Source organism: Marinobacter sp. 1_MG-2023, from assembly GCF_030549045.1.
Classification (GTDB): domain Bacteria; phylum Pseudomonadota; class Gammaproteobacteria; order Pseudomonadales; family Oleiphilaceae; genus Marinobacter.
Genome location: NZ_JAUOST010000007.1, coordinates 103,252 through 126,299, shown reverse-complemented (window position 1 = coordinate 126,299; position 23,048 = coordinate 103,252). Strand labels below are relative to the sequence as shown.

The following is a 23,048-nucleotide window of genomic DNA, read 5'->3' as shown; positions in this document are numbered from 1 at the left end:
CTAGCACGGTTTGTGCAAACGAGTTGTGCCGGTCTACATATCGCGATGGTGGGGCGCCGCACTGTAATGGGGCGTGCAAAGGGCGTCATTGGCAACATTGCTCTGATTTGGTGCGCAACCTTGTCTGGGCGAGATTGATTAAGAAATAGGCGTTCTTCTTCATATAAACGGCGAAGAGTTTTCGATATACTGCGCGCCGCTTCATTTTCTCCGCACGTGCCCGGGTTAGAGACCTGCCAGGCACATGTGAGGCGCCGGGCCACCAGGCTCCGGTGGATGAGTTCATTTTACGGATTTGAGATGGCATGTGCGGGCGTTGCCCGTGAACGACCCTCTCAGGTCATTGAGTGCATGCCGCAGGAATAATTTTGTGATTGAGAAACTTCGTAATATCGCCATCATCGCCCACGTTGACCATGGTAAGACCACCCTCGTAGATAAGCTTTTGCGCCTTTCTGGTACGCTGGATCGCAAAGAGCTCGAGAACGAGCGCGTCATGGATTCCAATGACCAGGAAAAAGAACGTGGCATTACCATTCTGGCCAAGAATACCGCACTGAAGTGGAACGGCTACGACATCAACATCGTAGATACCCCGGGCCACGCGGACTTTGGTGGTGAGGTAGAGCGAGTAATGAGCATGGTCGATTGTGTGCTTCTGGTGGTCGATTCCATCGACGGGCCCATGCCGCAGACTCGCTTTGTAACCCAGAAGGCATTCGCGGCCGGGCTGCGCCCGATCGTTGTGGTGAACAAGATCGATCGCCCGGGTGCTCGCCCGGATTGGGTTGTGGATCAGGTATTCGACCTGTTTGATAGCCTGGGTGCCACTGACGAGCAGCTGGACTTTCCTATTGTTTACGCCAGTGCCTTGAATGGTATTGCCGGTCTGGATCATGAAGACCTGAGTGACAATATGGATCCTGTTTTTCAGGCGATCGTCGACCACGTGCCTGCGCCTGCGGTGGATATGGATGGCCCTTTCCAGATGCAGGTCTCGCAGTTGGACTACAGCAGCTTTTTGGGTGTGATCGGTATTGGACGTATCGCACGCGGGAAGATCAAAACCAATTCGCCTGTGGTGGCTATCGGTGCAGATGGCAAGAAACGCCAGGGGCGGATTCTGAAAATCATGGGCCACTCGGGCTTGCAGCGGGTTGAGGTTGATGAGGCTCAAGCGGGCGACATTGTGTGTGTCAGTGGTCTGGATCAGCTGTTTATCTCCGACACTCTGTGCGATATGAACAATGTTGAGGCCTTGCCGCCGTTGACGGTGGACGAGCCTACAGTGTCTATGACCTTCCAGGTCAACGACTCACCGTTTTGTGGCAAAGAAGGCAAGTTTGTCACCAGTCGGAACATTAAGGACCGCCTTGAGAAAGAGCTGTTGCACAACGTTGCTCTGCGCGTTGAAGAAGGCGATTCGGCGGACAAGTTCAAGGTGTCTGGCCGCGGTGAGCTGCACCTGTCGGTACTCATCGAGAACATGCGTCGCGAAAACTTTGAGCTGGCGGTAGGTCGTCCCGAAGTCGTTATCAGGGAAGTGGATGGCGAAAAACAGGAGCCATACGAGAACGTTATCGTCGATATCGAAGAGCAGCACCAGGGGCCTTTGATGGAACAGATGGGTCTGCGCAGAGGCGATCTGACCAACATGGTTCCGGATGGAAAGGGTCGTATGCGCCTGGAATATACCATTCCGGCTCGCGGTCTGATTGGTTTCCGGAATACTTTTCTGACCATGACTTCCGGCACAGGTATTCTTACCTCAACCTTCAGTCATTATGGCCCGATCAAGGTTGGAGATGTGACCAATCGTCAGAATGGCGTTCTGGTGTCTATGGCCAAGGGCACCGCGTTGACTTATTCCCTGGAAACACTCCAGAGCCGTGGCAAATTGTTCCTGGAGCCGGGTCAGGAAGTCTACGAGGGGCAGCTTTGCGGTATCCATAGTCGTGACAACGACCTGGTGATTAACCCGACCAAGGGCAAGAAACTCGATAACATGCGTGCGTCCGGCAAGGATGAAGTCATTGCGCTGGTACCGCCGATTAAGTTTACTCTGGAGCAGGCGCTTGAATTTATTGATGATGACGAACTGGTTGAAGTAACGCCTAAGTCTATTCGTCTGCGTAAGAAGCACCTTACGGAGAATGAGCGTAAGCGCGCCACCAAGAAGTAATCTTTATGTTCTGAATCAGGCCGGCGCTGGCAACAGCCCCGGCCTTTTTTATGCTCGTGCTTTGTGCATGGCTCACACACCGACTATTCAACTCCGCTACAATGCTACCAAACCCTATCGAATCGGCGGACTGGTCATGCTTAATTTGTACCCGGATATCAAACCCTATGCCAAACATCGGCTGGCAGTTGATGTGCCCCATGAGTTGTATGTTGAAGAGAGTGGGAATCCTGATGGTATACCTGTGCTCTTCGTTCATGGAGGCCCGGGGGGCGGGTGCGAAGACTATCATCGCCGTTTTTTCGATGCTGAGCGTTTTCGGATAATCTTGATGGACCAGCGCGGTGCCGGCCGTTCCACGCCTCTTGCCGAGCTGGAAGGAAACAGCACTGACAAGCTCGTAGAGGATATGGAGACCATTCGCACGTTTCTGGGCATTGATCGCTGGCTGTTATTCGGTGGGAGCTGGGGCTCTACTCTTAGCCTGGTATATGCCCAAGCGCATACCGAGAGAGTGCTGGGGCTTGTTCTTCGCGGTATTTTTCTGTGCCGGCCGAAGGATATTTCCTGGTTCTACCAGGATGGTGCAAGCCGGATCTTTCCGGATTATTGGCAGGACTTTGAAGCGCAGATTCCCGAAAGTGAGCGTGGGGACATGGTAAGTGCCTACTATCGCAGACTGACAAGCGATAACGAGCTGGAGCAGATTCAGGCTGCAAAAGCCTGGTCGGTCTGGGAAGGCCGTTGTGCGACTCTGCAGCCTAATCCGGGCGTTGTTGAGCATTTTAGCCATCCTCATGTTGCAATCGCGTTGGCGCGTATAGAATGCCACTACTTCATGAATGCCTCGTTTCTCGAGGATAATCAGATTATCCGGGATGCCCACAAACTCCAGGAGATACCCGGTATTATCGTTCATGGTCGCTACGACATGGTTTGCCCGCTTGATAATGCCCTTGCGCTTAGCAGAGCATGGCCGGAGGCAGATTTGCGCATTATTCGCGATGCTGGTCATTCAGCTTCCGAGCCCGCCATTGTGGACGCGCTCATGCGCGGTGTTGATGAGGTCTTGGCTAAAGCTCGCCAAAATGCGGGCTGATATCTTCTGGCCTTAAAGGGTTGCGAGAATCTGTGGGCATGGATACACTCTTACCAGATTTTAATTCTCGTTTGGTCGGAGCGGTCAGAGCGCCAGATGAAAGGGCTTGTTCAGCGGGTATCGGAAGCGAGCGTCGAAGTCGATGATCGTGAAGTTTCAAGGATAGGCGCAGGTATCCTTTTGTTGCTGGGTGTCGAGAATGGAGATGGGCTGGATGAGGCAAAGGAACTGTGCCGCAGAGTTCTTACTTATCGTATTTTTCCTGATGAAGCCGGCCGTATGAACCGAAGTGTACTTGACACTGGTGGCGCCCTTCTTGTTGTCCCTCAATTTACGCTTGCTGCAGATACCTCCTCTGGTACTCGTCCGGGGTTCTCTTTGGCAGCTGGTCCGGATATTGCAAGCGAAATGTGTGCTGGCTTCATAGCTTTTTCCCGTGCGGAAATGGGTGCGGAGAGAGTTAAAGCAGGGCTTTTCGGCGCAGATATGAAAGTGAGCCTGATCAATGACGGTCCTGCTACGTTTTTGCTCTCAACCCGGAAAAGGTAAGTGTGCCTCGAAGATACTCAGGACGAAGGTTCTCAGGAATAAGGGTTGAATGTTCTGCTGCCAAATGAGCTAAAAGGCGAGCATTAAATATTTGCAAAAAAGGCTCTGTTGTATTAAAACAGTGTCATCATCCAGTGCTTTAAGAGAGTGCTGTAACTAGCTGAACTATATGGATCTGGTTTATTCCAGGTCCCAATAATAAGAAAAGTTGCTGTCATGTCATCATTCTGACATGCGGAAGCAATACAGTCGGAGCCATCCAGTTGTTCTGGGGCGCCTTACAGAAACCGGGATTAGCCCGTTGTTATTACCTGATAAAACTCGCAAAAGGATATACAACATGAAGAAAACACTCATTGCATCGGCTATCGCTGCAGCCACTATTTCTGGCACTGCGCTGGCTCAGGAAAGCAACATGCCGACTGTGTACGGTAATATCCAGTACGCGGTGACCTACAGTGACGTTGAAGGCGGAGCCAACGGCCTCGATCATCGCGACAACGGCAGTACCCTTGGTATTTTGCACGACCACGAGATTGCTCCTGGTATCACTGGCTTCTTCAAAATTGAACTTGAAGGTATCAATGCTGATGACAAAGCTAACAGCAGCGGTATCGATAAGCTGGACGAAGCCTACATTGGTGTGAAAGGCGACAGCTTCGGTCAGTTGTGGGTTGGTTCTGACGACTCTACCTATGAGCGTGCGATTGATACCATTGCCAACTTCTACGAAGCTGCCGACCTGAGCATTGGCGGATCGTACGACACAGGTGAAGGCGATCTGGTTCAGTACTCTACTCCGTCCTTCGGTGGTTTGACTCTGGGTGCAGCGGTTCAGGTAAATGGCGACGGCACTACTGGCGGCAAGTCCTACCCGTACCAGTTGGCTGCGATCTATGCAGTGGATAGCCTGGAACTGGCGTTCGCTATGGACTCCAACGACGGTACTACTGGGTATTCCAGTAATGGCGCCGATATCAACAACGAAAACACCTATGGTCTGCGCGGCACTTACGACGCGGGCGATTTCAGCCTGACCGGTGAGTACCAGACTCGCAAAGACGTCGGTGATACCTATGGCGTTATGGGTGTTTACGCACTGGGTGCTAACCAGTTCGCTCTGTCATACGAAATGTTCAGCTCTGACGTAACTGGAGGAGCAGACAGTGACACTGTGACTCTTCAGGCTCTGCACAACCTGTCTGACAACATGTATGTGTATTTCGAAGGCTACCTTGGTGGTGGTGACGACGGCGCATACGGCGTTCCTACAGAGAGCGAAGCCTCTGTTGCAGCCGTTGGTGCGGTATACTACTTCTGATCAGCTGAAAAGCTAATCAGAATTCCGAAAAACCGGCAGCCCTTTGGGCGGCCGGTTTTTTTATGGGATGTATCATCGTTTGACGAGACGGTAAGATAGCGAAGTTAGAAATCGAACTGCCTGTACCTCAACTCGGCCTGGTATAGTGCTTTGAAGTGTCGGTCAGTAAGGCTATGATTTGCTGTGATAAACGTCGCCCGAGAAGATGCTCAGGGAGTTTTGCTGATTTCGGAGGTATGGAAATTAGAGCCCAAATCCTCTTCGCCAAAACCGAGACCATTTAAAAGGAAGATATAGAATGAAAAAAACACTCATAGCATCAGCTATCGCTGCAGCCACTATTTCTGGTACCGCACTGGCTCAGGAAAGCAACCTGCCGACTGTTTACGGTAACATTCAGTACGTGCTGACACACACCAACGTTGACGGTGCCGGTTCAGATGTTGAGCACTCTGACAACGGTTCAACCCTCGGCGTCAAGCATGATCACGAAATCGCTCCGGGCATCACTGGTTTCTTCAAGTTGGAGCTGGAAGGCATCAACGCTGATGACAAAGCTAACAGCAACGGTATTGATAAGCTGGACGAAGCTTACATCGGTGTGAAAGGCGACGGCTTTGGTCAGGTTTGGGTGGGTTCCGACGACTCCATGTACGAGTCAGCGATTGACGAGATCTATAACTTTTACGAAGTCGGCTCCAATCTCGGTGGCAACTATGACACAGGTGAAGGCGATTTGATCCAATACCTGTCTCCGTCTTTCGGCGGTTTGACCATAGGTGCAGCTGTACAGGTGAACGGCGACAGCACTCCAGGTGGCAAGTCCTACCCGTACCAGTTGGCAGCAATGTACACCGTTGATGCTTTGGAACTGGCGTTCGCTATGGATTCCAATGACGGTACTACTGAGTATTCAAGCAATAGCGCCGATATCAACAACGAAAACACCTATGGCCTTCGCGCCAGTTTCAACCTTGATGACCTGCGCCTGACCGCCTCTTACGAGACCCGTAAAGATGTGGCAGACGTTCTTGGTTTGATGGGTGTATACACGCTGGGCGCAAATCAGTTCGCGTTGTCTTATCAGTTGCGTGACAATGATGTTTCCGGTGACAAAGACGACACTCTTGCTCTGCAAGCTTTGCACAACCTGTCTGACAACATGTATGTGTATGTAGAAGGCTACCTGTCGAACGCTGACAATGCTGCTCAGTACACTCTGGAAGGCAACTCAGGTGACGAGCGCACCATCGCAGCCGTTGGTGCGGTATACTATTTCTGATCAGCTAACCAGCTAATGAGTTAGTATTGAAAACCGGTGACCTGAGGGTCGCCGGTTTTTCGTTTTTGGATGAGAAAACTTTATAGGCGGTAGAGTGATGGCTGAGGAGCTGGAAATAAAACTGAGTCTTGAGCAGAATTGCCTCAAAAGTGCGCTTGATTGGCTGCTGGCGCAGAATGAAGCCTCAAAAGGGTGCAAAAAGTCCTTGGTTAACTGCTATTACGATACCCCGGATGCGCAACTCAACCGGCAGCACGCAGCCTTGCGTATCAGGCACTCGGGAGAGAAATATATACAAACGCTCAAAACCCGGGGCGAACTGGTTAACGGGGCGCACCGTCGCGGCGAATGGGAGTGGGAGCTTACCTCGCCGTCACTGTCTTTGTGCTTGCTGGCAGATACGCCGCTGAAAAAAAACATAGACCTCTCTCTGCTGGCGCCGGTATTTGAAACCAATTTCACCCGACAAGTTGTGATGCTTGATGATGGTGAAGCCGTAATCGAATGCGCCCTGGACAGCGGTGTTATTGTTGCCGGCTCACGCCAAAAACCGCTTCATGAGGTGGAGTTTGAGCTTAAATCCGGCAACCCTTCCCGTCTTCTGGTCTGGGCTGAAAGGCTCGCTTGGCAGTGCCCGGTCTTTCTCAATCTGATCAGCAAAGCGGAGCAAGGTTATCATCTTGCAGGGATACAGGAAGCAACACCGAGAGAAACTGAAAATGATGGGATGGCACCCGACAGTTTTGATGAAATCGATCGCTTGTTAAAGCGGCTAAGTGACGCATGGCTAGAGCAGAGTGCAGTGTCGCTGGAAGGACTTGACCTTCCATTGCTTGGTGCTCAGGCTGAAGCTTGCGGCCTGGGAGAGATCTTCTCTGGGTTGGTCAAGGATCTGGCCTCGGGCGGCGATATAAGCCATTTGCTCGGTAAACCGGAGCTTGGTCAATGCCAACTCGGTTTATTGGCGAGCAGGGCAAGGCAGTCGCCAGGCCCCTAGGATTATGGTGGCGATACCGAAATAAACTTTCACTGCGCTCGCGTCGGTAATTGTCGCGATAAACGCTGTACTCGCGTTAGAGCAAGTGCTCAGCTAGTGGTTTTGCTTGAGTCAGTTGCGGTCGCATCATCCTGCATATTCCTCCATTTCTCCATAAATTGCCGGTATCGCTCCAGAGCTTCTTTGACCACCTCAAGCTCCGGCGGCTCGTTGGATTTGACCAGCACAATAAGCCCTTTACCCTCAATTTCCTTGTTGACTTCCGGATGGCAGATAACTTCGTCGTCGTTATCGATGTAGGCCAGCGCAGTGCCAATACCGTGCCGAATCAGCGCGCTGACGATATCTGCCCAGTTAAGGTCGTCCAGTTCCAGATCGTAACGGTGTGGGTGATCCTGTTCGTAATTGAACATGTCTTCCAGAACTTTTTCCGAACCGGGGGCAACCACGGAACGCACCATGATTTCAGGGTAGGTCCGAACGGGACGTATAACGGCCCGCACCCCGAGTTCCTTGAAGCGGCTACGGTTGGCATCCGTAACACACTCAGTGGTGGTTTTCTGGCCAAGATTTAGCTCGCCAAGGCGATGGGATATATCGAAAGTCAGGCTGTCTGAGTGAGGGTCAGATTCATCGGCAGCCAAGACAACAATGTGCTTTGCGCTGCCTGCGTGCACTGCCTTTAACGCATCCGGGTCGAAACCGGAGCCATGATAATGGACGATACCCAGGTCAGACAGCTCGGCTGGTAGGCCGCTCGGAAATTGACGAGTCAGCAGCATGATAGGAATGGTCTCATAGCCTTGTACAGCGCGGATCTGTGTTGCAAAGCGCATAAAATAGGTCATGCCGCCGTGTTTCGGAGTATTGATAATGACAATGTGGTTGTTCATTTTATAGATCCAACGTCCGGTGAGAATGCGTTCCCGGCGGTAGAACCGGTACTCGATAAAATCACTGACAATCAGGGTCAGTAGAGTGATGGCGCCCACGAACATGAGGAGGATAGTACTGATCCGGCCAATGTAGGTTACAGGGGCGAAGTCGCCGTAGCCCACAGTAGCGATGGTAGTCATCGACATCCACAGCGACTCGAACAGGGTCAGGTCTTCAACGGCCCAGATAATCAGTATCTGCGTCGTCAGCAACGCTATCAATATCATGAACAGGCGCTTCACCCGCTTCCTGATGAGCCCCCCCATGGGGATTTTGCTTTTCTCATGTTCGGCGTTGAGGGGAAAGCGGTTTCTCAGCATCCGGTATTGGCCTGTTCAGTCTCGGGTAAGTTCGTTATACAGTAATGGGAATATAACAGAGAGACAGGGGTTTGCATTATGTCCGAGCCATGGAGTTGCCTTCCGTCACCGCTGGCAGATGATGTTGCTGACGGCTGGGCGTCGGTTTTTCCGGAAGGTGTGCCAGATTGGCTGCAGGAGGACGCCAGTATATCGGCCGCAACCATTGCCCAGGCCATGGCCCGGAGCCCGTTTCTGCGCCAGACGCTGGAAAGACACCCGGAACAGGTGCGAACCTTGCTCGAGTCACGGTTGCTGAATGAACCGACCACGCCGGAATATCTGCAGGCGCGCTGGAATGAGTATCTAGTAGATGTGGAGGATGAGCCTGGCCTGCATGCGGCGTTGCGCCGTTTTCGCCGAGAAGCGCAGTTCCGCATCATATGGCGGGACCTGATGCGCTGGGCCGATTTACCCGAAACCATAGCTGCAACCAGTGCGTTTGCGGAGGTATGTATTCAGGGGGCCCTCGACTGGCTCTATAAGTCAGCTTGCGAACAATTTGGCACGCCCTGGGGCAAGGATCCGGTAACAGGTGTGGAAGCGCCCCAGTCGCTGATCGTGATCGGAATGGGAAAGTTGGGGGGGCGCGAGCTGAACGTCTCCTCGGATATTGATCTCATATTTGCTTTTCCCGGCAAAGGTGAAACCCGGGGCGGCAGTCGTTCTCTGGATAATCAGCAGTTTTTCATCCGGCTTGGACAGCGCCTGATTCAGGCTCTGGATCAGATCACCGCTGATGGCTTCGTGTTCCGTGTGGATATGCGCTTGCGGCCCTATGGGCAGAGTGGCGCTCTTGCACTGAGTTTCGCAGCCCTGGAAACCTACTACCAGGACCAAGGAAGGGACTGGGAGCGTTATGCCATGGTCAAGGCACGAGTGGTTGCCGGTGACCAGAAGGCGGGCCAGGTTCTTATGGAAAGCCTTAGGCCGTTCGTGTATCGCAGATACATAGATTTCAGCGCTTTCGAGTCTTTGCGAAGTATGAAGGCGATGATAAGCCGTGAAGTTCGCAGGCAGGGGCTGGAAAACAACATAAAACTTGGCAGTGGTGGCATCCGGGAAATCGAGTTTGTTGTTCAGGCGTTTCAGCTCATTCGTGGCGGCCGGGACAGAGAGCTGCAGCAGAGGGAGTTGCTGATCATATTGAAAGAACTTGAGGCGCTGGAATTGCTGCCTTCACAGGTTGTTAACGAACTCCGTGACGCTTATGTATTCCTGCGTGATCTTGAGCATGCCCTGCAAGGTATGGAAGACAAGCAGACTCAGCTATTGCCTGAAGACGAGCTTTCCCAGGCGCGCGTTGCACTGATCATGGGGTTTGATGATTGGCAGAGCTGCCAGCAAGCGCTGATTCAGCATAGGGAGAAAGTGGCTACGCACTTTGCCAACATCATTACCACGGAAGAGGATGAGGAAGGCGCGCAGACCTCTCTTGATGAAGGCTGGTTTGAGCTCTGGCTGGCGGAGGCCGATGAGGTTTCAGATACTCAGTGGCTGGAACAAAACGGGTACGAGGATCCCTCGGGTAGTCTCAGTCTGCTTGGCAGCTTGCGCGACGGTCGTACTGTTCAGACCATGCAAACTCAGGGGCGTAAACGTCTTAATCAGTTTATGCCGGTGTTACTGGAAGCATTGACCGAAGTAGATAACCCTTCAGAAACCCTGTCTCGTGTTTTACAGCTGGTTGAAGCCATTTTGCGCCGAACGGCCTACATGGTGTTATTGCTGGAGAATCCGGGGGCCCGAACGCAATTGGTCAAGCTGTGCAGCGAAAGTCCCTGGATTGCAAGGCAGCTTGCGGAAACACCACTACTGCTGGATGAGCTGCTCAACGCTGAAAGCCTGTACAGCCCACCTGCACGAGACGAATTACAGGATGATCTGCGTCAGCAAATGTTGCGGATCTCCTATGACGACCTGGAAAACCAGATGGAGTCGTTGCGGCACTTCAAAAAGGCTCACACGCTTCGAGTCGCCGCTTCTGAGCTGAAGGGCACCCTGCCATTGATGAAGGTGAGTGACTATCTAACCTGGATTGCCGAGGTTGTTCTTGATCACGTGGTGGACGTGGCCTTTGCCAACCTGGTGGTGCGCCATGGACACCCGGGGCGTGCTGATGACGTCCCCGGTGAAACGGATTTCGCAGTCATCGGGTACGGAAAGCTGGGCGGAATCGAACTTGGCTATACCTCGGATCTTGATCTGGTATTTGTTCACAATGCAGATCCCGGTCTGGCCACAGATGGCGACAAGCCCATTGATAATGCGGTCTTCTACACTCGTCTGGGACAGCGAATTGTGCACATCCTTAATGCACAGACCCCCTCTGGCCAGTTGTATGAGGTCGATATGCGTTTGCGTCCCTCGGGCAATTCGGGGTTGCTGGTAAGTACACTGCAGGCTTTCGAAAAGTATCAGTGCAACGACGCCTGGACCTGGGAACATCAGGCGTTGGCCCGGGCCAGAGGCGTCGCAGGTTGTCGCGAAACACTCGCGGCCTTCGAATCTGTGCGGCACAACATACTTTGTCAAAGTCGTGAAAAGGACAAGCTGCGCCAGGACGTAGTGGAAATGCGTGAAAAAATGCGTGCCAGTCTGGGTACGCCGGAAAGCCAGCGGAAAGAAACCTTTCATATCAAGCACGATGCGGGCGGTATTGTGGATATGGAGTTTATGGTGCAATACCTCATGCTTGCATGGAGTGAGGATCATCCAGAGCTTACCCAGTGGTCTGACAATATTCGGCAAATGGAGGAGTTGGGCCGAGCTGGCGTATTGCCCGTGGAGGACGCAGAAAAACTGCGAGAAGCTTACATTGCTCTGCGTTCAAGCATTCACCGGCGGGCGCTGCAAAACCTGAACAGCCAGGTCGCAGGCGATGCGTTCACAGAGGAGCGGCGCTATATACAATCCGTTTGGAAGAAAATTATGGAGGTATAGTGAGCCTGGTGTCGTTCTATCAAAATTTCCTGCTAGAATGCTAAATCCCCGAAAACCGCTTTTTTAGGAGCAATAAAGAATGTCGATGGCTGATCGCGATGGCGTTATCTGGCTGGATGGTGAAATGGTTCCCTGGCGTGAAGCCAAAACCCACGTCCTGACCCACACCCTGCACTACGGCCTGGGCTGTTTTGAAGGGGTGCGAGCCTACAACACTGCGAATGGCCCGGCTATTTTTCGCTTGAAAGACCATACCGATCGTTTGTTCAGGTCCGCCCACATTCTGAACATGAAAATGCCGTTTAGCAAAGAAGAGCTTAACGAGGCGCAGTGTGCAGCGGTTCGTGAGAATAATCTTGATGAAGCTTACCTGCGCCCAATGGTCTTTCTGGGCTCCGAGGGAATGGGGCTGCGAGCAGACAACCTGAATGTTCATGTAATGGTTGCAGCGTGGAGCTGGCCGTCTTACATGTCGCCAGAAGCCAAGGAAATCGGCATCAAGGTGCGTACCTCCTCCTACACTCGTCACCATGTCAACATCACCATGTGCAAGGCCAAGGCGAACGGCAACTATATCAACTCCATGCTGGCATTGAACGAAGCCATTGCCAGTGGTTGTGAAGAAGCGCTGTTGCTGGACAACGAAGGCTATGTGGCGGAAGGCTCCGGCGAGAATATTTTCATCATGCGCAACGGTGTTTTGCACACCCCTGAGCTGACATCTTGTTTGGAAGGCATTACTCGACAGACCATTCTGGATTTTGCGGCCGACCTTGGGATTCCAGTGAAAGAACGGCGTATTACTCGTGATGAAGTGTACATTGCGGACGAGGCGTTCTTTACGGGTACTGCCGCCGAGGTGTTGCCAATTCGTGAACTGGATGGTCGGGCTATTGGCGCTGGCAAGCGCGGCCCGGTTACAGAGAAGCTCCAGGCTATGTATTTTGATGCGGTCAAGGGCAGGCTCCCACAGCATAGCGAGTGGTTGACGCCGGTCAAAGGCTGAGCGTAAGTATTTTGTAGCCGTCCTCTGTTAACTGGCAGTCGGGCGGCTTCTTTGTTTTAAAATCCATAAAATTGACAGGTGCAGAAAATGACTGATGTCATTAAAGTTCCGGTTTCGTTCGGCGAAGTTCTCGACAAAATCACCATTCTGGAAATCAAATCTGAACGCATCAAAGATGAAGCCAAGGTTCGAAATGTCCGGCTTGAACTGGATGAGCTCAGCTCGACCTGGAACGAGGCAGTAAAGGACCAGAGCGCAATTGCTGAGTTGCGGAAGCAATTGAAAGCGGTCAATGAAGAACTTTGGGTAATCGAAGACGATATACGGGATGAAGAGGCAGCGCAGAACTTCGGCTCAAAATTTATAGAGTTAGCTCGTGCAGTTTACGTTACAAACGACAAGCGGGCGGCCCTGAAGAAAGACATCAACCTGGCGCTTGGCTCCCGATTTGTAGAAGAGAAATCCTATCAGGATTACACAGCACGGAAGTAAGCCTCTCCAGGCTTGTGTAAGGTAATCTTTCCCAGGCTGCACGAAATACCCCTCGTCCCGAACTGAATAGAGGTGGGAAGCGAGGGGTCCTATGGGTTAGCTGTCACCCACAAATCCAGCATCGTTGTAGCATCTTCAACCGTCACCAACTCCATGGCACCTTCGAATTCTGCCCTGGCTCCCCAGCGGGCCTCCGCCACCGTTTTTCCGGTGAATTTCTGTAATGCCTCCGGGTAACGATTAACGCACCATTTGAGCGAGTTATATGGGCCGGACCGGTTCGGGTTGCTGGCGGCAAATATTCCCAGCACATCTGTACCAACAGCGCTGGCAATGTGTGCGGGGCCGGTATCTGGCGCAACCACCAGGTCGGCATGGGACATCAATGCTGTGAGTTGCTTCAGCGTGTCTTTGCCACAGATGTTGTGAGCTTTCTCTTTCATGGCAGTTTCGATGGCGGCGCAATAGTCGGCTTCAAACGAAGCTGGGCTACCAACCAGGATAACCTTCATTCCATGCTGTCTCGCAGCATGATCCGCGAGTTGAGCGTAACGCTCAGGTGGCCAGTTTCTCAGCGCGTGGCTCGCACAGGGGCTAATGATCAGATTTTTGCGTTCACGGGTGAGGTGTTGATTGGCGAACTCGTGGTCGCTTCCGGTAAGGGGGATTAACCATTTTGGCGGAGCGGCTCGCAGGCCTAGTGGTTCCAGGAAGCTGGCCAGACAGTCGCGAACATGCTGATGTTGAGCAGGCTTTATGCGGTGACCTACAAACAGACTGTGGAGGTCTTTACTGCGTGCTTTGTCATAGCCCACTCGAATTTTCGCGGGAATACAGGCGGACGCGAGGTTCGCGCGAAAGGCCACCTGCATATGCAGTAGCGCGTCAAACGAGCGGCCTTTCATTTTCTTCCGTAGGTCTGAGTAACCCTGACGCCCAGCGTTCTTGTCAAAGATAATAAACTCGACGCCGGGCATATCACCAACCAGCTTTGCTTCGATCTTTCCGATCACCCAAGTGATTTTGATGCCTGGTACCTGTTCCTGAAGGCTTAGCACGACAGGGATCACATGGGTAACGTCGCCAATAGCGGATAGTCGGAGAATACAGATGGAGTGAATCAATTTACAGCCTGTTTTAATTCTTTTACTGCTGAATGTAGAGCCTGGCGGGGCTCGTTGGTAAACTAACCGCCATTTTAGCCTATTGGGCTCCCAACGTCTTTACCCGGGAATTTCGGGTTGCCGGATTAGAGGCATCAAACTTTTGACACTGATTACGGACAGCCGGACACAACCCAGAAAATCGTTACTGCTGGTGTCATCTGAGTATGAGGCCGTATTAACCCCGGTCTGGTTTTGCCCGGACTTCTGGGCGGGCGATGCACAGCCTGTAAGCACGGGCGGGCGAGGTAGTGCCTGGTTTATCAGTGAGGAGAAAGGCAGCCTTGTTCTTCGTCACTATCGGCGGGGTGGGCTCATGGCGAGGCTGGCCGAGAAAACGTATCTGTTTACGGGTTTTGATCAGGCCAGATCGATATCAGAATTCCGTTTGCTGGAAAGCTTGTTGTCGGCTGGGTTACCCGTGCCGGAACCTGTTGCAGCGATTGCTTGGAAAACCCGCGTGTTTTGGTACCAGGCTGCAATTTTGATTAAACGTATACCTGATGCTGTAACCTTTGCGGACTCGTTAATGCTTGGCGAAGAACAATTGTGGCGGAAATTGGGGAGAGTGATACGCGAGTTTCACGATTTCGGTCTGGATCATGTAGACCTGAATTGTGACAATATCCTTGTGACTCGTGATCAGATATACCTGATTGATTTTGACCGCTGCAGGCTGCGGAGTTCGTCTGTCAGTGGAGGTGAACCCTGGAAGTCTCGTAATCTTTTGCGTTTGCGGCGATCGATGCGTAAACGGATATGCTTTTCCGAGCCAATGCTTGAACAATTTTGGGAAGTTCTCGTTGACGCCTATCAATCCGGCTCCTAGCGCCCAGCCTGGCTAAATTAAGAACCTATTGCTTGATATTAAACCCCTCGCCAAGGCAGCGATTCAGTAATTCCTGAGTCGTTGAGCAAAGTTTGAGCGTGCTTATCTAAGGCACGCCTCGATACTGGGCACACACTTTATAATCTGAGTTTTTACATGAATGATACGTCAAGCATTCGCTCCACGACCTCCCGCGTAATTTGGCAAGGGAGTGATATGTTGGCGATACCGAAACCTCTTTTTGCTTTGCTGGCTGGCCTGGCGCTACTTTACTCCATACTGCCGCTTACCGCGGTTCGATTGCCCAACTGGATCGAGATCTTATTTGCGTTGGTAGGCCTTTATACCCTGTTTCGCTTCGGAAGCGGACTGAGATGGAGTAGCCCCGTAAAGTTAATGGTGGCATCTATCGTTGTGTTGACGCTGAGCTGGGTATTCATGCTGCGGGATCATCCGGACCTCGCGCGCTCAGGACCCTCATTAGAGGATTTTCTGGATAAATTCTTTTTTCTTTTTATATCCATTGTACTTGCAGGTCGTGTTAGAAATGTTTTGGTTTACCTCAGCCTCATAGGACTTTTCATTATAGCCATGCCATGGCTGTCCGGTGACGGTTTCGAGGAGCTGGTTCAGGGCCTGCATGGCCAGCGAGCAAACTTTGGAATTAACCCGATCCGGACCGGCATATTGTACGGCGTTGTTTTCCTGGGGCTTTGCTGTTTCGCAGGTAAGTTTTTTTTGAACGGCAGGTTTTCACCTCTGCGATTCTGTATGTGGCTGATGCTACTCATTTTTACGCTCATGGCGATTGTGATAACACAGTCGCGTACTGCGATGGTGGCTCTGGTCCCTGCGCTATTCATTGGTATGGTTTATCTCTTTGCTGTTGTCAGATTATCGTGGGCTGGGAAGCTGCAGCTGGCCGTCGTGCTCGCCTTTGTATCGTTACTCGCCATTATTGCAAGCTATCAGGTGGGCTTGCTCGCTCTCGTAACAGACCGCTTTGAGAGTGAGTCAGTCGTTGTGGCTGATCTCATGAGTGGAGATTTGTCGGATATCCCTAAGACTAGCTGGGGATTGCGGGTTCATTTTCTCATTGAAGGTTCAAAGGGTATCACGGAGCGACCTTGGACCGGGTGGGGCTACCGGGCAGGGGAATTGATCCTAGACCAGGAGGGGCTTTTAAAGGGCAATAGCGACGCTTTCAGCCAAGTTCATAATGGGTATTATGAGGCTGCATTAAGGTACGGTGTTGGTGGGGTGATCATAGTTTTTTTGCTGTTTGCTTGGGGGTTCCGGGGGCTTTGGAATGCGCGGCAAGCTGGGTTGGTGGAACCCGATATGTTTGGGTTTTTGATAGTGACGCTTGTATTCTTTATGGTCACTAACCTGTTCGATGGAATATTGTTCCAAACAGAAGGTGTGCTGTTATTTAACATGCTGATGGGGGTGACAGCCTCGTTTATTTTCCTCAACAGGTGTCAGCGACAAAAAGTCAGGACGGATAGTGATGATCACACAGCTTGATTGCACCCTTAGAGACGGAGGGTATTACAATAATTGGAACTTTGAGCGGGGCTTGGTTGAGAACTATTTAGGCGCGATGGTAGAGGTTGGTGTGGGGGCCATCGAAATCGGTCTCAGGTCACTCCGAAATCAGGGTTTCAAAGGAGCCTCTGCGTTCTGTAAGGATGAATATTTGAAAACCCTGCCACTTCCGGACGACGTTCTGATTGGCGTAATGGTCAATGCTAGTGAGTTGGTAGATGATGATGCCCTTGAATATAAATTGGGGCAGCTTTTTCCGGTTAATTCAGCCGCTTCACCCGTTTCGTTGGTACGTATTGCGTGCCACGTTCACGAGTTTTCGTCAGTGTTGCCGGCTACTGAATGGTTAAGGGAAAGGGGGTACATCGTCGGCTTTAACCTTATGCAGGTGGCCGACCGAACTCGAGATGAAATTCGGTCGTTGGCTCAAGCTGCGACACAGTATCAACCGGATGTTCTTTATTTTGCGGATAGCATGGGCTGTATGGATCCGCGTCAAACGGCCGAGGTGATTTCCTGGTTGCGGGAAGGCTGGCAAGGGCCGCTTGGAATCCATACTCACGACAATATGGGGTTGGCTTTGCAAAATACTTTGTGTGCGATAGACCAAGGTGTTACCTGGGTCGACGCCACCGTCACCGGAATGGGGCGAGGCCCTGGCAATGCTCGTACCGAGGAGTTGGCAATCGAAATGGCCGAGCGCAAAGGCCAGGACGTAAATCTTATCCCGTTAATGCAGTTGATCCGGACTCATTTTCGGCCGATGCAGTACCATTACGGTTGGGGGACAAACCCTTACTACTTCTTGGCTGGCAAGTTCGGAATCCACCCATCCTATGTCCAGGAGATGCTGGCGGATTCTCGTTATCTGGAAGAGGATATCCTGGCCGTAATTGAGCACTTACGCAAGGAAGGTGGCAAGAAGTTCAGTCGTGAAGCATTGGACTCGGCTCGCCACTTTTACCGTGGCGAGCCTGAAGGTAGCTGGTCTCCAGATGCCCTCCTGGAGGGAAGGGAGGTGCTGTTGCTTGGCTCCGGGCCGGGGGTCAAAGAACACAATGGCGCAATTGAGCAGTACATCCGCGAGTATCGGCCACTGGTTATGGCGCTCAACACTCAGTCGTCCGTTGATTCGGCGCTGATTGATGTGCGTGTGGCCTGCCACCCCGTGAGGCTGCTGGCGGATTGCGATGTCCATTCACGACTTCCTCAGCCATTGATTACACCCGCGTCGATGCTACCGGATCATGTTCGAAGCGCTTTACGAGGAAAAGAACTACTGGATTATGGTTTTAGCGTTAGAGGCGGTACCTTCCGGTTTGGTGACAGCTTCTGCACGGTCCCGGTTTCGTTGGTAATTGCATATGCACTCGCTATAGCGACTAGTGGAAAGGCCTTACGCATATTGATGGCTGGTTTTGATGGATATGGTGCTGATGACCCCAGGAGTGCCGAAATGCAATCACTATTGTCGCAATACCAAGCCTGTGCAGAAGCGTTACCTTTGCTCGCCGTGACGCCGACACGGTATTCAGTGCCGGTTCAATCCATATATGCCATGTAAGGGCCCTCTCATGCGCAGTGTTGTTTTAATTCCAGCCCGTTACGCTTCAAGCCGTTATCCCGGAAAGCCACTTGTGCCTTTGCTAGGCAAGCCGATGATCCTTTGGGTGGCTGAGTTGGCGGCCAGAGCGGTATCGGCGGAAAATGTCTATGTCGCAACAGACGATAACCGTATCGCATCGGTGGTCGAAGGAGCTGGTTTTCAAACTGTTATGACTGAGAAAACAGCGTTGACCGGCACAGATCGTCTTGCAGAGGCAGCTGAATCGATTGAGGCGGATATTTACATTAATGTTCAAGGTGATGAACCTTTGGTAGACCCTCAGGATATCCTCAATGTCCGAGACGCTAAAGCCGCAAATATGGATCAAGTAGTCAATGGCTTTAGCTGGCTATCCGAATCGGAGGAGCCTTCAAATCTGAACATTCCCAAGGTGATTACTAACGAGTCCAGCCGTCTCATATACATGTCTAGAAATCCGCTTCCGGGCTTCAAAAGCTCGGAGAATGCGCCTTCGCGGTATCGCAAACAGGTTTGTATCTATGGTTTTACTCGTGATGAATTGTTTGCCTTCCGTGATTTTGGCCGTAAAAGTACCCTCGAACACAGTGAAGATATTGAGATTTTGCGTTTTTTCGAGCTTAGGAAAAACGTGCTTATGGTCGAAACCAAACCTGGCAGCTTGGCGGTTGACGTTCCTGAAGATGTTGCTGGCGTCGAGGCCGCGCTACTAGCTGCTGCAAACAGTTCTCCTGTCGTAAAAGGTTAATGTCTATTGTGATCAATAAGCTACTGTTTGCAAAAAAGCGCCAAGATCGCTGGTGGCGCTTCAATACACTTAAAGCGGCTTTCTGTCAGGCCCAACATGCTGGTGATTATGCGCTGGAAGCGAGAGTGCTCTCCAAGGCATTTAGTCGTATGGGCTATAAAAGGCCTCCTACTGATATCATGAAACTTTGGCATGAGCTCGTTGACGTTGGAGCTACGCGAAGGGCAGTTATTGCCAAAACTGACATTGATCGCATCGAAGTGATTGTTGAAAATATCGATCCACTGATTTTGCCCTACTTGTGTTGGCTAGACCTCTATCATCTGTGCATAGGGTTAGGTCTATATTCACCTGCTGAAATCATGCGCAATCAGGCACTATCCAAGGCCACGGCACAAGCAGCTTCTGAAGGTTCTCTTAGCCAGCTCTATGTTGGGTTTTACGCAGAAATAGAGGTTGGGCATTTCGGAAGTGCTTGGAAGTTTTTACAGGAAATGAGACGCCAGGGTTGTTCAGATGATCGGCTGAGACAAGCGGAGTGGCTCTGGCAGGTCCTTTCCCAAAATAGTGAAGGTGAGATCGTTGGATATAGCCGTTCAGAAGAGCCTTCAAATTCGGAATTCGCGCGGTTCATAGCGGGGCGGCAGGTTGCGTTGGTTGGACCAGTGGCCAGTTCAGTTGACCAGGGAGCTGAAATCGACAGCCACGACGTGGTCGTCAAGTTTAGCTATCGGGGGGGCGACAAGGGCAGGGACCCAGTGACTCAAGGGCGTCGTTTAGATGTCAGTTACTACAACAATACCCAGGCAAAGGCATTGGCAGAGGGTGATTTTGATAGCGTCCTGTCCAGCCTTCGATGGGCAGTGTGTATTAACCGAAAGGGCCTCGGCCAACTTCCAAAAAACCAAGCCAATATTCGCCAGTTGGCCTCGTTCGACTGGATGTTGCCGGATACTCACTTCAATGCAGGCCCAAATGCTGTTCTCGACCTCCTAAGGTTCAATCCGGCGGATATCCGTGTCTTCAATACAGACCTTATGCTATCGGCAGGACGTTTTGCGGGTTATAACCCGGCGGGAGCCAAGCCTATCGACTACACGCGCTCTTTTATAAAAACACATGATCCGATTCTCCAATACAGGTTCATGGAGCGGCTTTGGAGCATTGGTTTGATACATGGTGATGCTCGCTTCAATGAGGTGATGGCGCTGGGTGAAAAAAAATATATGAACCTGCTTCAGAAAGCGCATGGTGCGAACACGCAGGCACTGTTTTAGACAATTTCCTGGAACTGGCAGCACCACGCTGGAAGAACTTAGCGATAGCCAATGGTGTTGAGTGTGTTTCTAAGTGTATGACAATGAGCTCGATTACGTGTGAGTTGTCATCTCCTGGTTCTTCTCTGATCGGCGGAGGAACCATTAAATAGTTTACAGTGGGGTTGAACGGAGTGGCTTTCCCGAACAAATATAAAACCTGGGTTTTCGATTGTGACGGTGTCTTGCTGGATTCGAACAAGGTCAAGACTCAGGCCTTTTATCAGGTAGCCAAGCCCTATGGCGAGGCGAAAGCAGACGCATTGGTTAGCTATCATGTCAATAATGGCGGTATATCTCGATATGTGAAATTCAACATGTTCTTGACGGATATTATTGGCCGATCCACGGTTGACCAAGAAGAGTTACAACGATTGTTGAACGGCTACGCAGCATATGTTCGTGATGGGTTGAGATCGTGCGAAGTAACGAAAGGTCTGGATGAACTGCGTAAGTTGACTCTCGGAGCAAACTGGCTGGTTGTTTCTGGAGGAGATGAACAGGAGTTGCGAGAGGTCTTTGACGACCGGCAACTCAGTCATTATTTTGAAGGAAATATTTTCGGTAGTCCTGACACTAAAGATGAAATCCTGGCAAGAGAGATCGGCTCGGGGTTGATACGTCACCCTGCGGTCTTTGTGGGCGATAGCGAGTATGATTATGTAGCGGCATCACGGGCGAATCTGGACTTTATTTTTGTTCGCCGGTGGAGCGAGTCTGGCTACGCGTTTTCGGAAGCATCGATGGCTGTGGATGGGCTAGACTCTCTTGTTCAGTTGGCTCAATGAATGCCTGGAATGCCCTTGGCGGGCCAAAAGATACAGCATATGAACAATGTGTCGCTGTTGTGCCTAGACCCTTGCTTCCCAAGCCTCAGCACAATTCCCATTGTCGATTTATTTTGAAAGTCTTTAATTAGGAATACTTCTTGGCTTTAAAGTACTGGCTCAGAGCTCTAAGAATTGACACCTGGAACCGCGTTCGCTTTGGTGAGGGTGCGCCTTGCTACGCGGAGCGCATTTGGGTTGATCCTAGTCAATGCGAAAAATATATTGAGGCGGAAGATCTGGGGCATTACTTTGGAGCGAGCATTCGCCAGATGTCAGGGCGGGTTGTAGGCACATGGCCAGTACCTATGGAGCAGCCATGTGATCAGCACCCCAAACTCGCGTACTGTTGGGCTCACTGGCAAAAGGGCGACAACTGGGAGCAGTCTGGTGCGATTAGTTATATGTTAAGAGAAATTTCTGTGTCGAAAACCGGGGTGGTTGACGATTGTCGCACGCCTGAAGATGTTATCGAACGCTATAGAAAGCTGGATTCAATCTGGTCTGACGTAAAGCAGCGCGGTTCACTGCCGTCACGAGCGACTTTGGATGCGAATAACTTCCGAGAAGTTGGTGGGGTTTTGATGCATATCGGGCCGGGCGGTGAGCCAATTTTTTCAGGAGCAGGCTGCCATCGTTTTGCGATGGCGTTAATGCTCAAAACACCTTTCCCGGCGCAGATTGGAATTGTTCACCGGTCGGCCCTAGAGATCCTACCGCAACTGCGCTCTTGCCCACGCCCCTGAATGATGGCGTTTCAGGCATTGGGGTCAATATGTAGAACATCGTGATACGCCATTAATGTATTTTGAAAAAAAGCCTCAGGCGAGAACTTTTCGATCAGGCGGGTCTTGGCGTTTACCCCCAAACGTTGCCGCAAATGAGCATCGCTCGCCATGCGCTCCCAAGCTTGAGTAAGTGCGTCAGCATTTCCTGCCTCAATGACCAGTCCGGATTTTTCGTGCTCAATCAACTCGGTTGGCCCTGGAATGTCGGTGATGATAATAGGCAGTGCTGCTGCCATGGCTTCTTTTACAGAGCGGGGCAAGCCTTCTCTTCCAAGTGAGGGCTGTATATAAAGGTCAGCATGACAAAGCCAGTCAGTTGCATTCTTGACTCTCCCGATCAAAAATATTCGCTGGTGCGCCGGCCCTTCTGAGGCCAGCCGCTCCGCTTCAGGACTGCTATTGCCGAGAACGATGAGAATATTTTTTGTGTCGTTCAGCTGATGGAATGCTTTAATCAGAATTTCAAGCCCTTTATGCGGACGTCCAGCGCTGCTACCCAGAAATATGCCGATAAACCTGTCTTCCGGTAGCTTCGGAAAGTCGGCCGGTTGCGGGCTCTCAACGTTGATCCACGAAGGGTCAAACCCCTTGTAGTTCAATCGAAGCTTATGCTCAGGCAGCCGGGTCTTCATATACTGATAAACTGACTTGCTAACACAGAACGTTAATGAAACCTTCGGGTGGAGCGCACCTAGCCAATAGGTTGGGTCAGTCTTGCGAATGCGGGCACTGGTGCCACGGTAGGCAATAATTTTAACGTTGGTAAAGTACGTTGCCCAGATTGCATTGGCGAGTGCAGTAGAATCGGTTGCATGAATCAAGTTGATATCGAATTGCTTTACGACCGAGCGAATCTGGCAAATAAATGGGACATCAAACTTCCCCTTTTTACGCACGGGGTTGATAAGTATTTCTTCTTTCTCCAGGAAGTCCAGGCTAGTGCCGCTGGCCCAGCAGATTACTTTAATGAACACGCCGTGGTTGTGCAGTTGCCGAATCAGATCGAGCTCTGCTGCATCCAGCCCTGTTTTGATAAATAAAACGCGGATGGGCGTTTTGGTCTGATCGGCTGTCATTC

At 51.5% G+C, this 23,048-nt stretch carries 19 protein-coding genes; 16 read left to right on the top strand and 3 right to left on the bottom strand.

Annotation, left to right across the window (positions count from 1 at the left end):
- The first annotated feature begins 370 nt into the window (after positions 1-370).
- The 6 genes from typA (at position 371) to Q4606_RS15865 (ending at position 7,430) form a co-directional block, all read left to right on the top strand.
- Complete coding sequence (gene typA, locus Q4606_RS15890; RefSeq protein ID WP_303597450.1) at positions 371-2,182, top strand: translational GTPase TypA; 1,812 nt, start codon at positions 371-373, stop codon at positions 2,180-2,182.
- A 136-nt stretch (positions 2,183-2,318) separates the two neighbouring features.
- A complete protein-coding gene (gene pip, locus Q4606_RS15885; protein WP_303608139.1) occupies positions 2,319-3,281 on the top strand; it encodes a prolyl aminopeptidase in 963 nt (320 codons plus the stop codon).
- Between the two features lie 96 nt (positions 3,282-3,377).
- Positions 3,378-3,830, top strand: a complete 453-nt coding sequence (dtd, locus tag Q4606_RS15880; RefSeq protein ID WP_303597451.1) for a D-aminoacyl-tRNA deacylase — start codon at positions 3,378-3,380, stop codon at positions 3,828-3,830.
- 340 nt (positions 3,831-4,170) lie between these two features.
- Positions 4,171-5,151 (top strand): porin, encoded by a 981-nt coding sequence (locus Q4606_RS15875; protein ID WP_303608129.1) that lies wholly within the window; start codon positions 4,171-4,173, stop codon positions 5,149-5,151.
- A 298-nt stretch (positions 5,152-5,449) separates the two neighbouring features.
- On the top strand, positions 5,450-6,433 hold the full coding sequence (locus Q4606_RS15870) for a porin (protein ID WP_303597453.1): 984 nt from the start codon (positions 5,450-5,452) through the stop codon (positions 6,431-6,433).
- Positions 6,434-6,530: 97 nt separating this feature from the next.
- A complete protein-coding gene (locus tag Q4606_RS15865) occupies positions 6,531-7,430 on the top strand; it encodes a CYTH domain-containing protein (RefSeq protein ID WP_303608128.1) in 900 nt (299 codons plus the stop codon).
- An 89-nt stretch (positions 7,431-7,519) separates the two neighbouring features.
- On the opposite strand, the gene Q4606_RS15860 is transcribed toward Q4606_RS15865, so the two are convergent.
- Entirely contained in the window at positions 7,520-8,686 is a 1,167-nt protein-coding gene (locus Q4606_RS15860) for a potassium channel family protein (RefSeq protein ID WP_303608127.1), read from the bottom strand.
- Between the two features lie 78 nt (positions 8,687-8,764).
- On the opposite strand from Q4606_RS15860, the gene glnE reads away from it, so the two are divergent.
- The 3 genes from glnE (at position 8,765) to Q4606_RS15845 (ending at position 13,166) form a co-directional block, all read left to right on the top strand.
- Positions 8,765-11,668 carry a bifunctional [glutamate--ammonia ligase]-adenylyl-L-tyrosine phosphorylase/[glutamate--ammonia-ligase] adenylyltransferase gene (gene glnE, locus Q4606_RS15855; protein WP_303608126.1) on the top strand — a complete coding sequence of 968 codons (2,904 nt, stop codon included), beginning with the start codon at positions 8,765-8,767 and terminating at the stop codon, positions 11,666-11,668.
- Positions 11,669-11,747: 79 nt separating this feature from the next.
- The gene (locus tag Q4606_RS15850) at positions 11,748-12,674 is read left to right on the top strand and encodes a branched-chain amino acid transaminase (protein WP_303597457.1); all 927 of its coding nucleotides are present in this window, start codon (positions 11,748-11,750) and stop codon (positions 12,672-12,674) included.
- Positions 12,675-12,761: 87 nt separating this feature from the next.
- Positions 12,762-13,166 (top strand): DUF6165 family protein, encoded by a 405-nt coding sequence (locus tag Q4606_RS15845; protein ID WP_303608125.1) that lies wholly within the window; start codon positions 12,762-12,764, stop codon positions 13,164-13,166.
- Between the two features lie 89 nt (positions 13,167-13,255).
- On the opposite strand, the gene Q4606_RS15840 is transcribed toward Q4606_RS15845, so the two are convergent.
- On the bottom strand, positions 13,256-14,287 hold the full coding sequence (locus Q4606_RS15840) for a glycosyltransferase family 9 protein (protein WP_303608138.1): 1,032 nt from the start codon (positions 14,285-14,287) through the stop codon (positions 13,256-13,258).
- 145 nt (positions 14,288-14,432) lie between these two features.
- On the opposite strand from Q4606_RS15840, the gene Q4606_RS15835 reads away from it, so the two are divergent.
- The 7 genes from Q4606_RS15835 to Q4606_RS15805 all read left to right on the top strand — a co-directional run bounded on the left by Q4606_RS15835 (position 14,433) and on the right by Q4606_RS15805 (position 21,928).
- Complete coding sequence (locus tag Q4606_RS15835) at positions 14,433-15,158, top strand: 3-deoxy-D-manno-octulosonic acid kinase (protein WP_303597459.1); 726 nt, start codon at positions 14,433-14,435, stop codon at positions 15,156-15,158.
- Between the two features lie 216 nt (positions 15,159-15,374).
- Complete coding sequence (locus tag Q4606_RS15830; RefSeq protein ID WP_303608124.1) at positions 15,375-16,685, top strand: O-antigen ligase; 1,311 nt, start codon at positions 15,375-15,377, stop codon at positions 16,683-16,685.
- Positions 16,669-18,270, top strand: a complete 1,602-nt coding sequence (locus tag Q4606_RS15825; protein ID WP_303608123.1) for an aldolase catalytic domain-containing protein — start codon at positions 16,669-16,671, stop codon at positions 18,268-18,270. The genes Q4606_RS15830 and Q4606_RS15825 overlap by 17 nt, the downstream gene beginning before the upstream one ends.
- A gap of 10 nt (positions 18,271-18,280) precedes the next feature.
- Positions 18,281-19,039, top strand: a complete 759-nt coding sequence (locus Q4606_RS15820; protein WP_303608122.1) for a 3-deoxy-manno-octulosonate cytidylyltransferase — start codon at positions 18,281-18,283, stop codon at positions 19,037-19,039.
- Between the two features lie 8 nt (positions 19,040-19,047).
- Complete coding sequence (locus Q4606_RS15815; protein ID WP_303608121.1) at positions 19,048-20,316, top strand: hypothetical protein; 1,269 nt, start codon at positions 19,048-19,050, stop codon at positions 20,314-20,316.
- A 173-nt stretch (positions 20,317-20,489) separates the two neighbouring features.
- A complete protein-coding gene (locus tag Q4606_RS15810; RefSeq protein ID WP_303597464.1) occupies positions 20,490-21,143 on the top strand; it encodes an HAD family hydrolase in 654 nt (217 codons plus the stop codon).
- A 140-nt stretch (positions 21,144-21,283) separates the two neighbouring features.
- Complete coding sequence (locus Q4606_RS15805) at positions 21,284-21,928, top strand: hypothetical protein (protein ID WP_303608120.1); 645 nt, start codon at positions 21,284-21,286, stop codon at positions 21,926-21,928.
- 11 nt (positions 21,929-21,939) lie between these two features.
- On the opposite strand, the gene Q4606_RS15800 is transcribed toward Q4606_RS15805, so the two are convergent.
- Entirely contained in the window at positions 21,940-23,046 is a 1,107-nt protein-coding gene (locus Q4606_RS15800; RefSeq protein WP_303597466.1) for a glycosyltransferase family 4 protein, read from the bottom strand.
- Between the last annotated feature and the right edge of the window lie 2 nt (positions 23,047-23,048).

What these genes read in the sequence shown, in the direction of transcription:
- Q4606_RS15820 (WP_303608122.1), top strand. Translation starts at nt 18,281, where the DNA reads ATGCGCAGTGTTGTTTTAATTCCAGCCCGTTACGCTTCAAGCCGTTAT.
- Q4606_RS15800 (WP_303597466.1), bottom strand. Translation starts at nt 23,046, where the DNA reads ATGACAGCCGATCAGACCAAAACGCCCATCCGCGTTTTATTTATCAAA.
- Q4606_RS15830 (WP_303608124.1), top strand. Translation starts at nt 15,375, where the DNA reads ATGTTGGCGATACCGAAACCTCTTTTTGCTTTGCTGGCTGGCCTGGCG.
- pip (WP_303608139.1), top strand. Translation starts at nt 2,319, where the DNA reads ATGCTTAATTTGTACCCGGATATCAAACCCTATGCCAAACATCGGCTG.
- Q4606_RS15860 (WP_303608127.1), bottom strand. Translation starts at nt 8,686, where the DNA reads ATGCTGAGAAACCGCTTTCCCCTCAACGCCGAACATGAGAAAAGCAAA.
- Q4606_RS15850 (WP_303597457.1), top strand. Translation starts at nt 11,748, where the DNA reads ATGTCGATGGCTGATCGCGATGGCGTTATCTGGCTGGATGGTGAAATG.
- Q4606_RS15870 (WP_303597453.1), top strand. Translation starts at nt 5,450, where the DNA reads ATGAAAAAAACACTCATAGCATCAGCTATCGCTGCAGCCACTATTTCT.
- Q4606_RS15865 (WP_303608128.1), top strand. Translation starts at nt 6,531, where the DNA reads ATGGCTGAGGAGCTGGAAATAAAACTGAGTCTTGAGCAGAATTGCCTC.
- Q4606_RS15845 (WP_303608125.1), top strand. Translation starts at nt 12,762, where the DNA reads ATGACTGATGTCATTAAAGTTCCGGTTTCGTTCGGCGAAGTTCTCGAC.
- Q4606_RS15875 (WP_303608129.1), top strand. Translation starts at nt 4,171, where the DNA reads ATGAAGAAAACACTCATTGCATCGGCTATCGCTGCAGCCACTATTTCT.
- Q4606_RS15825 (WP_303608123.1), top strand. Translation starts at nt 16,669, where the DNA reads ATGATCACACAGCTTGATTGCACCCTTAGAGACGGAGGGTATTACAAT.
- glnE (WP_303608126.1), top strand. Translation starts at nt 8,765, where the DNA reads ATGTCCGAGCCATGGAGTTGCCTTCCGTCACCGCTGGCAGATGATGTT.
- dtd (WP_303597451.1), top strand. Translation starts at nt 3,378, where the DNA reads ATGAAAGGGCTTGTTCAGCGGGTATCGGAAGCGAGCGTCGAAGTCGAT.